The following is an 11,659-nucleotide window of genomic DNA, read 5'->3' as shown; positions in this document are numbered from 1 at the left end:
TCTCGTTCCCGCTCGACCTGCTTGTTTAACTGGTGAGTAACTAACGGGTGGTGATCAGAGTAGAGCGCGCAGGTCCATGGCGTAAGAGGCAACAGGCCGCCGCTTCATAACGAACGGGCCCCCGTGCCGCAGGCGTCTGCGGCACGGGGGCCCGTCGGGCTACTCCCGGGTAGATTCCAGGAGCGGAGGGCGGCTCTACTTCTTGGCCTTGCCCTCGCCGGCCGACTCGTCGGTCGACAGGACGGAGATGAACGCGTCCTGCGGCACCTCCACGTTGCCGACCATCTTCATCCGCTTCTTGCCTTCCTTCTGCTTCTCCAGCAGCTTCCGCTTACGGGAGATGTCACCGCCGTAGCACTTGGCGAGAACGTCCTTGCGGATGGCGCGGACGGTCTCACGGGCGATGACCCGGGAACCGATGGCCGCCTGGATCGGCACCTCGAAGTTCTGCCGGGGAATGAGCTTCTGCAGCTTGGCGACGAGCCGCACGCCGTACGCGTACGCCTTGTCCTTGTGCGTGACCGCGGAGAACGCGTCGACCTTGTCGCCGTGCAGCAGGATGTCGACCTTGACGAGCTGGGCGGACTGCTCGCCGGTGGGCTCGTAGTCGAGGGAGGCGTAGCCACGGGTCTTCGACTTCAGCTGGTCGAAGAAGTCGAAGACGATCTCGGCGAGCGGCAGGGTGTAGCGGATCTCGACCCGGTCCTCGGAGAGGTAGTCCATGCCGAGGAGGGTGCCGCGGCGCTGCTGGCACAGCTCCATGATCGCGCCGATGAACTCGCTGGGCGCCAGGACCGTGGCCCGGACGACCGGCTCGTGCACCTTGTCGATCTTGCCCTCGGGGAATTCGCTCGGGTTGGTGACGGTGTGCTCGGTGCCGTCCTCCATCTCGACGCGGTAGACCACGTTGGGGGCGGTGGCGATGAGCTCCAGACCGAACTCGCGCTCGAGCCGCTCGCGGACCACGTCCAGGTGCAGCAGGCCGAGGAAGCCGACGCGGAAGCCGAAGCCGAGTGCCGCGGAGGTCTCCGGCTCGTAGACCAGGGCGGCGTCGTTGAGCTGGAGCTTGTCGAGGGCCTCGCGCAGGTCCGGGTAGTCGGAACCGTCGAGAGGGTACAGGCCCGAGAACACCATCGGCTTGGGGTCCTTGTAGCCGCCCAGCGCCACGGTCGCCCCGTTGTGCAGGGAAGTGATCGTGTCACCGACCTTGGACTGCCGGACGTCCTTCACCCCGGTGATGATGTAACCCACTTCGCCCACACCGATGCCGTCGGCCGGGGTCATCTCCGGGGACGAGACACCGATCTCCAGCAGTTCGTGGGTGGCGCCCGTGGACATCATCCGGATGCGCTCGCGCTTGTTGAGCTGACCGTCGATGACACGGACGTAGGTGACGACACCCCGGTAGGGGTCGTAGACGGAGTCGAAGATCATCGCGCGGGCCGCCTCGTCCGCCTGGCCGACGGGGGCGGGGACGTCCCTGACCACCCGGTCGAGCAGGGCGTCCACACCGACACCGGTCTTCGCGGACACCTTCAGTACGTCCTCCGGCTGGCAGCCGATGAGGTTGGCCAGCTCCTCGGAGAACTTCTCCGGCTGCGCGGCCGGCAGGTCGATCTTGTTGAGCACCGGGACGATGGTGAGGTCGTTCTCCATCGCGAGGTAGAGGTTGGCGAGCGTCTGGGCCTCGATGCCCTGCGCCGCGTCCACCAGGAGAACCGTGCCCTCGCAGGCGGCGAGCGAGCGGGAGACCTCGTAGGTGAAGTCCACGTGCCCCGGGGTGTCGATCATGTTGAGGACATGGGTGGTGCCCGTGCCCCCGCCCGTGGTCGGTGCCCACGGCAGACGTACCGCCTGGGACTTGATCGTGATGCCGCGCTCGCGCTCGATATCCATCCGGTCGAGGTACTGAGCGCGCATCTGCCGCACGTCGACCACGCCCGTCAGCTGGAGCATCCGGTCGGCAAGCGTCGACTTGCCGTGGTCGATGTGCGCGATGATGCAGAAGTTGCGGATCAGTGCCGGGTCGGTACGGCTCGGCTCGGGCACGTTGGTAGGAGTCGCGGGCACGCAGGGTCCTGATTCTTGAGACGCCGAACGCCGTGTCTCGGGTCGATGTCGGGTCGGACGGATCTATACGCAGCTTCCATCGTCCCACGCCTGCGGGGCTGGGACCGGTTTGGGCCGGTCCGTGGGCGACTGGTACCGTGGGCAGCTGTGCCTCGTGGCCCTCAGAAGCGGCGTGGCGCACATAGAAGATCCAACGAACCTGAAAAGGCTCTTTCGTGGCGAACATCAAGTCCCAGATCAAGCGGAACAAGACGAACGAGAAGGCGCGCCTGCGCAACAAGGCCGTCAAGTCGTCGCTCAAGACCTCGATCCGCAAGGCCCGTGAGGCTGCCGCTGCCGGTGACGTCGAGAAGGCCACTGTGGCCGTCCGTGACGCGTCCCGCCAGCTCGACAAGGCTGTCTCGAAGGGTGTCATCCACAAGAACGCCGCCGCCAACAAGAAGTCGGCGCTGGCGCTCAAGGTTGCCGCCCTCCAGGGCTGAGCACTGATGTGATCGCCGGAACGGACTCCGCGGGCCCTCTCTCCCGCTCCTGACCGGCACTCCGTGCCGCACACCGAACCTGCGTTCGCCACGCGGGTGCGGCACACAAAAGCGTGAACCGAAGGCCCCGGCCACCGTCCTCCCCAGGACGGCGACCGGGGCCTTCGGTGTGTGCGCTTCGTGCCGTGCGGCCGGGGCCGGGGCCGGCCCCGGCCCCGGCCCGCTCCTAGCGCCCGCCGGAGCGGGCCGCCCGGGCCACAGCCACCACGGCCTTCTCCAGTGCGTACGCAGGGTCGTCCCCGCCGCCCTTGACCCCGGCATCGGCCGCCGCGACCGCGATCAGGGCCGCAGCCACTCCGTCCGGTGTCCATCCACGCATCTGCTGGCGCACCCGGTCGATCTTCCACGGCGGCATACCGAGCTCGCGGGCGAGGTCCGCGGGCCTTCCGCCCCGGGCCGACGACAGCTTGCCGATCGCCCGCACGCCCTGGGCGAGCGCGCTGGTGATCAGGACGGGGGCGACCCCGGTGGAGAGCGACCAGCGCAGCGCCTCCAGCGCCTCCGCCGCCCTGCCCTCGACCGCGCGGTCGGCGACGGTGAAGGAGGAGGCCTCCGCCCGGCCCGTGTAGTAACGGGCGACGATCGCCTCGTCGATGGTGCCCTCGACATCCGCGGTCAGCTGCGAGACGGCGGCGGCCAGCTCCCGCAGATCGCTGCCGATGGAGTCCACCAGCGCCTGGCACGCCTCGGGGGTCGCGGAGCGCCCCAGCGCCCGGAACTCCGACCGTACGAAGGAGAGCCGCTCGGCCGGCTTGGTCGTCCTGGGGCAGGCGACCTCGCGGGCCCCGGCCTTCCGTACCGCGTCCAGCAGCCCCTTGCCCTTGGCGCCGCCCGCGTGGAGGAGCACGAGGGTGATCTCCTCGGCAGGCGCGGCCAGGTACGCCTTGACGTCCTTGACCGTGTCCGCGGAGAGGTCGTGTGCGTTGCGGACGATCACGACCTTGCGCTCGGCGAAGAGCGACGGGCTGGTCAGCTCGGCGAGCGTGCCGGGCTGCAGCTGGTCGGAGGAGAGGTCGCGGACGTCCGTGTCGGCGTCGGAGGCGCGGGCTGCCGCCACCACGTGCTGCACGGCACGGTCCAGGAGCAGGTCCTCCTGGCCCACGGCGAGCGTCACGGGGGCGAGCGGATTGTCGGTGGAACTACTTCTGGTGGCCATCGCGGTCCAGCATCCCACGGCCCTGTGACAGGGCGGCGGGGCTGCCTTCCCGGGCGTACCGGAGAATGACCGGGTGAGCGATGTGAGACATGTGCTGGTGCTGCCCGACCGCGACACCGCCGAGGACGCGGCCGAGGAACTCGCCGACCGGTTCGGCGTCACCGAGGAGCCCCAGCTCGTACGCGACGCCCTGGCCGGCGAGGACGACGCCGAGGACGCCCAGTGGCTGGTGGTCGTGGAGGACCCGGACGGACGGCTGGACTCCGCGGCGCTGGACGCGTTCGCCGCGGAGTACGAGGGGTGGCTGGAAGCGCCGTAGCGGCGTAGCGGCGCGCCCTCCCGGGGCGTGCCTACCGGGAGGCGGCTGGGCTCCCGGGGGCGGATCGGCTCCCGGGGCGGATCAGTTCTTGGGGACGATCTGGATGTCCATGTCGATCTCGATGCTCGAGCCGACCGCCGCGATACCGCGGGCCAGCATCGTCTGCCAGGTGAGGGTGAAGTCCTCGCGGTGCAGTTCGGTGGTGGCCCGGCAGGCGGCGCGGGTCTCGCCCTCCAGACCGTTGCCCAGACCGAGGTACTGGGTGTCCAGGGTGACGGTGCGGCTCACACCGTGCAGGGTGAGCGCGCCGCTGACGCCCCATCGGCTGCCACCGCGGTGGACGAAGCGCTCGCTGTAGAACTCGAGGGTCGGGTAGCGCCCGACGTCGAGGAAGTCACCGGAGCGCAGGTGGTCGTCGCGCATCCGGACGTTCGTGTCGATGGACGAGGCGTCGATGACGACGTGCATGGCGGAGTCCTCCATGCGGTCGGCGATCCGGACGGCGCCGGCGAAGGTGTTGAACCTGCCGTGGATGCGGGCCATGCCTATATGACGTGCCGTGAAACCGATCTGGGAGTGCGTCGGCTCGATGTCCCAGTCGCCCGGATCGGGGAGCTGCGGGGGCACGGACACCTGGAGGGTCACGTCACCGAGGCTCGCGTGACCGCTCTCCGCGACGGTGACCGGGCCGTGGAACGGGGTGAACCCCTCTGCCGTGACAGCGAGTCGGTAGTCACCTGCCGGAACGGTGGCGACAACGCTCCCGAAGGGGTCCGTCTCCCCGCCGACGGCCTTGCGGCCCGCGCTGTCGGTGATGACGAACTCGGCGTGGCGCACAGGTTCGTTGACGGGGTCGAGCACCCGGCAGCTGAGCAGACCGGCGGTGCGCGGGACTGTGAGTCCGGCGACAGCGCTGGTGAGAGTGCTGCCGGACTTCGTCTTGTTGCCTAGCCAACGGCCGAACATGCGCGCGTACTCCCAAGGGCGGTTCTCACCTCGGACCCCTGACAGTTGGACGTCGTTGTCGGAGCAGTGGCCCGCCGACGAAGGAACATTCGATCACTGATGCGATGTTCGAGGCAAACGCAGGAGCTCGGAAGGGGTTGTGGTGAGGTGTTACCGAAGGTCCGAATTGGTCGCTCCGTTTGTGTGTGCCACCCATGTCACGCATTCGGGAACCGGCGCACTTCGGGCAGGGCGGTGACACGCAGCCCGAAGTGGTCCCGGTAGGCGGCCAGTACCTCCCCGTCGGTGTCCAGCTCCGTCTCGTGCCGCTCACCCCGAACGGTCGTGATCAGGGTGCGGCCGCTGAGTGTCACGCGCCCGTTGCCGGTTCGCCGGGAGCAGACGAGGGAACCGGTGAAGTAGGAGTCCGGCGAGGTCCGGTGGTACCAGCACCCTGCCCGGAAGTCTGCCAGCACCCGCGGGCGGAGATCGAGGCGGAACTGCCGCGAGCCGCCGCGCAGCAGGTCGAGGTCCCCGTGCGGAGCGGGTCTGAACCGGAACACGCCGATGGGGTCCTCCTGTTCGGTGCGGTCCTCCAGCAACAGCGGCTGCACGGCGTGGTCGCCGAACCCGACGTCGGCCAGCCAGGGGCCCGTGCCGTCGTCGGTCTCCACGCGCAACGCCATGTGGTCGTACGGAATGCCGAGCTTCCCGCCGTCGCCGAAGATCCGCGCCTGGAGCAGCGTGACACGGAAGCCGAGCGCACTCAGCAGCGCGGCGAACGCGCCGTTCAACTCGTAGCAGAATCCGCCTCTCCGGTCCGTCACGATCTTCTCGATGAGCCGCTCGTCGTCCAGGACGATGTCCTCGCCGGCGTGGATCGCCAGGTTCTCGAAGGGCACCGTCATCAGGTGGCGGAGCTGCAGATCGCGCAGGGCCGCCGCGTCGCAGCGAGCGGGGCGGGCGGCACCGATGCGCTCCAGGTAGGCATCGGCCCATGTGCGGATGGAGGCGTCGGCAGTCTCCCGGAGCTCCAGGGATTCCTCGTTCATGTGGGAAGTCTGTCCCGGTTCGCGGTACTGCGCCATCAGCCACGAGTCCTAGGACCGCCGACGGAGGTGGTGGACTCGGCTGATGGCTAGCGTGTGGGCCATGACGGAGCGAGAGCCGGCACGCGGCCCGGAACAGCGCAAACAGGACGTGCTCGATCACCTGGAGAACGACGACGACGCCTGGGTTGCCACGGCTTCGGCGGACGGCGTGCCCTGCCTGGTGCCGCTGTCGTTCGTGTGGGACCGAGGGACGCTGCTGCTGGCCACCCGGCGCACCAATCCGACAGCGGTCAACCTGACGCCGTCCGGACAGGCCAGGGTCACCCTGGGCCACACCCGTGATGTGGTGCTCATCGAGGGCACGGCCGAGGTCGTGGAGGGCGCGGAGCTCCCCGCCGAGTCCGGGGACGCGTTCACCACGAAGCTCCATTGGGACCCGCGGGGCCGACCCGCATGGGTGTACCTGCGCATCACCCCGGACACCGTCAAAGCCTGGCGGGAGGAGAACGAGCTGACCGGCCGTGAGCTGATGACCGAGGGGAACTGGCTCATCTGAGAGGTGGCCGCGGCACCGCCAGGGCCGCGTGCTCATGAGCGACCTGCCGCGCGCAGTTCCGCCCCGGCGCCCGTCACCGCGATCGCACCGTCGGTGTCCGTGCGCAGAACCTTTGCTCCTGCCGCTCCGAGCGCCTCGACCGTACGGGCCGCCGGATGCCCGTACGGGTTGTCCGCTCCGCACGAGATGAGGGCGAGCCTCGGACGAGCGCTGCGCAGGAGGGCGGGGTCCTGGTAGGCGGAGCCGTGGTGCGCCACCTTGAGCACGTCCACCCGGGGCAGCGCCGGGTAGCTGCGCAACACTCCCTGCTGGGCCGGGGGTTCGAGGTCGCCGAGGAGCAGGAGGGTCAGCCCGCCGGACCGTACGAAGAGGGTGACGCTGGAGTCGTTCGGCTCCTCGGTGACGAAGGCGGGCGCCGTACCTCGCGAGTCGGCTGCCGGCCAGAGAACCCGCCAGTCGAGCGGGCCGAACCGCCGGCGCTCCCCGGGAATTGCCGGCACAACGGGAATGTGCGCCGCAGCCGCCGTTCTCCTCACGAACGAGGCCTGGTCCGCCGGTTCGCCGAGGCTCGTCGTCTGGATCGCTCCGACCTGCCTTCCACGCAGTGCACCCGGCAGGCCCCGCACATGGTCGGCGTGGAAGTGGGTGAGTACGAGGAGCGGCACGCGCGTGATGCCGAGGTCGCGCAGGCACCGGTCGACGAGGCGGGGGTCGGGGCCGGTGTCGACGACCACCCCCGTGCCCTCGCCCGCAGCGAGGACCATGGCGTCTCCCTGCCCCACGTCGCACATGGCGAACGCCCAGCCCGGAGGCGGCCATCCGGTCATGATCCGGGTGAGCGGCACCGGTCTCAGTACGGCCAGAACCAGAAGGAGGCCTGCTGCCGAACAGACCCAGGGATGCCGGGCGAGGCGGCGGGCGGACAGCACGACGACGACGGTGAGCCCTGCCAGGAGTGCCGCCCCCGGCCAGCCTCCCGGCCAGTCGGCCTCCGCTCCTGAGAGGCCCGCTCCGTAGCGGGCCACCGACGCGATCCACCCGACCGGCCAGCCGGCGGCTCCGGCGAGCAGTTCTGCCACAGGCATGGCCACCGGGGCGACCGCCAGCGCGGCGAAGCCCAGGACTGTCGCGGGCGCCACCGCGAACTCGGCCAGCAGATTGCAGGGGATCGCCACCAGGCTGACCCGTGAGGCGAGGACCACGACCACGGGGGCGCACACCGCCTGAGCGGCGCCGGCGGCAGCCAGCGCCTCGGCGAGCCGCGGCGGAACCCGGTGCCGTTGCAGGGCGCTGCTCCAACGCGGCGCAAGCGTCAGAAGAGCTCCGGTCGCCAGCGCGGACAGCAGGAACCCGTAACTGCGGGCCAGCCACGGGTTGTAGAGGACCAGCAGCAGAACAGCGGCCGCCAGCGCGGGAAGGAGTGATCTGCGACGGCCCGTGCCGATGGCGAGCAGTGTGATCAGGCCGCAGGCCGCCGCACGCAGAACACTCGGCTCGGGGCGGCAGACGAGGACGAAGGCGAGTGCGATCCCACCGCCGGTCAGTGCCGTCATCCGCAGGGAAATCCCCAGCCTGGGTGCCAGACCGCCGCGTTCGCTGCGCAGGGCGGTGCCGGGTGGGCCGATGAGCAGGAAGAGCAGGATCGACAGGTTGGCGCCGGAGACGGCGAGGAGGTGGGTGAGGTCGGTGGCCTTGAAGGCGTCGTGCAGCTCGGGCGGGACCCGGGAGGTATCGCCGACGACCAGCCCGGGCAGGAGCGCCCGCGCATCGGGGTCGAGCCCGTCCGTCGCCTCCCGCAGCCCGGCGCGCAGCTCTCCTGCCGTGCGTTGGAGGAGCGTCGGCCGGCCGATGATCCGCGGCGCCTCGTCGGCATCCGTGCCCAGCACCGCGGCAAGGCGTTCCCCTTCGTAGCGCGGTGGTGCGAGCCGTCCGCCCAGACGGAGCCTGGTCGACGGCAGCAGCCGCCGCCACTGTGCTGCCGCGTCACCGGGCGCGACCATGACGAGGACGGGGGTACGGAGCCGGGTGACGGCACCTCCGGGAGCCCTCAGCCGATCGATCTCGGCGTCGAGGAGCAGGGATACGGGGGTGCTGTGGTCGCCCCGGACCCGCGGCTGGGTCTGCCGCGGGTCGGACGTCACCGTCACCTCCACATCCACCCGGGTGTGGTCCCGGGCCAGGCCGGGGACGGGGCCGCTCCGTACATCCGCCGCGTGGAGCCCCGCCGCAGCGGCCCCTGCCGCGGCACAGAGCAGTGCCGCGGCAGCGGCTGTCGCCCTGGATCCGGGCCGCCACGCCCCGGCTGCTCCCCCCGTGGGCGGGTCACCACCGGCGCCCCCACCGGCCCCGGCTCGTCCCGCCCGGCCCCACAGCCGAGGCACCACCAGAAGCCCCAGGGCGATGCAGGTGCAGACGACGGCCCCGACGGCCGTCCATCGGCCCGGCACCACGAGGGCGACCGCGGCCGCCGCCCATGCCGCCAGGGCGGGCGGGACGAGCCGGAGATCGACCGGACCTTCCTGCCGCGGATCGGCGGCACCCAGCCGCCCACCCGCAACCGCATGGACGTCGGCGCTGGTCATGGCCTGACCAGCGGCCGGAGATCCGCGAACCGCCGGTCACCGATCCCGTTCACCTCGCGGAGTTCGTCGACGGACCGGTAACCCCCGTGCTCGGTGCGGTAGTCGACGATGTGCTGCGCGAGTACCGGTCCGACGCCGGGAAGTGTCTCCAACTGCTCGACGGTGGCGGTCGTCAGGCTGACCGGCGCCGGCGGCCCCGCCTGCCCTGCGCCTTCACCTCCGCCACCGGCCGTTCCACCCGCCGATCCGCCCGCGGCAGGCGGCACAGCGGGCACACCCACCACGACCTGCTCGCCGTCCGTCAGAACCCGCGCCCGGTTGAGCGCGGTGACATCCGTGCCCTCGCGCACGCCTCCCGCTGCACGCAGTGCGTCCGCAACCCGTGAACCCGCGGGCAGATGCTGGATTCCCGGCCGCCGCACCTTGCCGCTCACGTCGACGACGATCTGCCCGCCCACCGCGACTGTCGGGGGCGGCCCGGCGGACGGCCCGGGCATCAGGCCGGGGCCTTGGGAGTCGAAGGATCCCGGCGCGGCCGCGTGCGCCGCTGCGGCCTCCTTCACCTGCTCGGGGGCGGGTACGGGCTGGGGACGCACCGACCAGAAGTGCGTGGCGGCGAGGGCCGCGGCTCCTGCCAGGACAACAGCGAGCGCCGCGAGCGCCTTTGGTTCCAGACCGCACCGGAGCTGTACCCACAGCGGTAACCGCTCCCGCAGAGCGGGCCCGACGGCCTGCCACCACCGCGACACCGCTGTTGTGCCTCCGCTCACGGGCGGTGCGCCACGCACCTGTTCCGGCTCCGCAGCCGCCCGGGCAGCGACAGTGCTTGCAGTCGGCGTGGAGGCCGACGCCCAGGAAGGAACCGTCCTGGCGCCACGCACACGAGCGGAGGCGGGGCCGGGAACGCGAGCGGGCGTCTGAGCGGATGCGGCGGGTGAAGGGGCCACCACCGGAGCGCCGGCTGCGACCGTCACAGGGATCGTCGCCCCGGAGTCAGCGGGAGCGACAGGCCCAGCAGGGGCGACGGGCGCAGCGGGAGCGACGACCGCAGCAGGGGCGAGAATCCCGGCGGGGGCGGCCGTTCCTCTCGCGTGCCGGCCGCCCGCCCCTCCGTACGCCCCCATCAGCGCGTCCGCGCGGCGACGTGAAGCCGCCGCGACCTCGGCATCGCGTCCGCGCCCAGCCCTGCGCCGATGACCACGGCGGGCACCGGGTCCGGTGCCCGCCCCTCCCCCGGGTCTGACGCCGGGACCACTGCCCGAACGAGGACCGGCGCCGCCCGGACCGTGCCGGGCATGTTCGGCAGAGCCCGGAACCGGGCCGGGGCCGGGGCCGGGATGCGGTCCGGGCAGGTGCCCGTGCCCATCCCCATGTCCTGGCCCGCGCATGGCGCGGTGTGCGGAGCGGCTGGTCGGTCGGACGGTTGCGCGGGTGGCTGCGTGAAGTGATCGGAGGGCCATGTGTCACGACGCTAGACACTTCCCGCGAATTCCGTCCGGAGGCCTCAATTCCGGTGGATAACCCACCGGTTGTGGATATTTCTCTCACCCGCCGGAGTGAGGCCGAACGTCGAACACGCGGGGCGGGATCAACGGGGCGAGACCACGGCCCCCAACAGTCCGGGGCCGGTATGGGCCCCGATCACCGCACCCACTTCGCTGACGTGCAGCTCGACCAGCCCCGGAACCCGCTCGCGCAGCCGCTCCGCCAGCCGCTCCGCCCGCTCCGGCGCGGCCAGATGGTGCACGGCGATGTCCACCGCACCCGATCCGGCACGCTCGGCGACGAGCTCCTCGAGCCGCGCGATCGCCTTGGAAGCCGTCCGTACCTTCTCCAGCAGCTCGATACGTCCGCCGTCCAGCGTGAGCAGCGGTTTCACCGCGAGTGCCGACCCGAGCAGCGCCTGAGCGGCGCCTATGCGCCCGCCCCGGCGCAGGTAGTCCAGTGTGTCGACGTAGAAGTACGCGGACGTGCCCGCGGCCCGCTTCTCCGCCGCCGCGACCGCCGCGTCCAGGTCACCGCCCGCCCCGGCCGTCTCCGCCGCGGCCAGCGCGCAGAATCCGAGCGCCATGGCGACCATGCCGGTGTCCACCACCCGTACCGGCACCGGCGCGTCCTTCGCCGCGAGCAGGGCGGCGTCGTACGTGCCCGAGAACTCGGCCGACAGGTGGAGGGAGACGATGCCCGTGGCCCCGGCCTCGGCCGCGGCGCGGTAGGTGGCGGCAAAGACTTCGGGGCTGGGCCGGGACGTGGTCACGGAGCGGCGCTTCTGCAGGGCCAGAGCCAGCGACCTGGCCGAGATCTCCGTGCCCTCCTCCAGAGCCTGGTCGCCCAGGACCACAGTCAGGGGCACTGCGGTGATGCCGTGCCGTTCCATCGTCTGGCGCGGCAGGTAGGCCGTTGAATCGGTGACGATCGCGACATGGCGGGACATGAG

10 protein-coding genes are annotated in these 11,659 nt (G+C 71.2%); 3 read left to right on the top strand and 7 right to left on the bottom strand.

Features of this window, described 5'->3' with window-relative positions; all coding sequences use genetic code 11:
- Window positions 1–195 precede the first annotated feature (195 nt).
- Window positions 196–2,070 carry a translation elongation factor 4 gene (gene lepA, locus OG257_RS25820; RefSeq protein WP_329211192.1) on the bottom strand — a complete coding sequence of 625 codons (1,875 nt, stop codon included), beginning with the start codon at window positions 2,068–2,070 and terminating at the stop codon, window positions 196–198.
- A gap of 215 nt (window positions 2,071–2,285) precedes the next feature.
- Between lepA and rpsT the strand changes: the two genes are divergently transcribed.
- On the top strand, window positions 2,286–2,552 hold the full coding sequence (rpsT, locus tag OG257_RS25815; protein WP_014156344.1) for a 30S ribosomal protein S20: 267 nt from the start codon (window positions 2,286–2,288) through the stop codon (window positions 2,550–2,552).
- 226 nt (window positions 2,553–2,778) lie between these two features.
- Here rpsT and holA read toward each other — a convergent pair whose 3' ends face one another.
- Entirely contained in the window at window positions 2,779–3,768 is a 990-nt protein-coding gene (gene holA, locus OG257_RS25810) for a DNA polymerase III subunit delta (protein ID WP_329211190.1), read from the bottom strand.
- A 73-nt stretch (window positions 3,769–3,841) separates the two neighbouring features.
- On the opposite strand from holA, the gene OG257_RS25805 reads away from it, so the two are divergent.
- A complete protein-coding gene (locus tag OG257_RS25805) occupies window positions 3,842–4,087 on the top strand; it encodes a hypothetical protein (protein WP_329211188.1) in 246 nt (81 codons plus the stop codon).
- A gap of 81 nt (window positions 4,088–4,168) precedes the next feature.
- On the opposite strand, the gene OG257_RS25800 is transcribed toward OG257_RS25805, so the two are convergent.
- Window positions 4,169–5,053, bottom strand: coding sequence for a YceI family protein (locus tag OG257_RS25800; RefSeq protein ID WP_329211186.1), 885 nt, complete (start codon window positions 5,051–5,053; stop codon window positions 4,169–4,171).
- A 197-nt stretch (window positions 5,054–5,250) separates the two neighbouring features.
- Window positions 5,251–6,084 (bottom strand): arylamine N-acetyltransferase family protein, encoded by an 834-nt coding sequence (locus OG257_RS25795; RefSeq protein ID WP_329211184.1) that lies wholly within the window; start codon window positions 6,082–6,084, stop codon window positions 5,251–5,253.
- A gap of 100 nt (window positions 6,085–6,184) precedes the next feature.
- Here OG257_RS25795 and OG257_RS25790 point away from each other — a divergent pair, with 100 nt between their 5' ends.
- On the top strand, window positions 6,185–6,640 hold the full coding sequence (locus OG257_RS25790; protein WP_329211182.1) for a pyridoxamine 5'-phosphate oxidase family protein: 456 nt from the start codon (window positions 6,185–6,187) through the stop codon (window positions 6,638–6,640).
- A 32-nt stretch (window positions 6,641–6,672) separates the two neighbouring features.
- Here the strand turns inward: OG257_RS25790 and OG257_RS25785 are convergent, their stop codons facing one another.
- From OG257_RS25785 to OG257_RS25775, 3 genes are all read right to left on the bottom strand, one after another.
- On the bottom strand, window positions 6,673–9,222 hold the full coding sequence (locus OG257_RS25785; RefSeq protein WP_329211180.1) for a ComEC/Rec2 family competence protein: 2,550 nt from the start codon (window positions 9,220–9,222) through the stop codon (window positions 6,673–6,675).
- The gene (locus OG257_RS25780) at window positions 9,219–9,992 is read right to left on the bottom strand and encodes a helix-hairpin-helix domain-containing protein (RefSeq protein ID WP_443054484.1); all 774 of its coding nucleotides are present in this window, start codon (window positions 9,990–9,992) and stop codon (window positions 9,219–9,221) included. The genes OG257_RS25785 and OG257_RS25780 overlap by 4 nt, the downstream gene beginning before the upstream one ends.
- A gap of 818 nt (window positions 9,993–10,810) precedes the next feature.
- Window positions 10,811–11,656, bottom strand: a complete 846-nt coding sequence (locus OG257_RS25775; RefSeq protein ID WP_329211177.1) for a DegV family protein — start codon at window positions 11,654–11,656, stop codon at window positions 10,811–10,813.
- Window positions 11,657–11,659 lie beyond the last annotated feature (3 nt).

Source organism: Streptomyces sp. NBC_00683 (assembly GCF_036226745.1).
In the GTDB taxonomy this organism is placed as follows: Bacteria; Actinomycetota; Actinomycetes; order Streptomycetales; family Streptomycetaceae; genus Streptomyces.
Note: the sequence above shows the minus strand (reverse complement) of the source record. Positions and strands in the feature narration are given on the sequence as shown.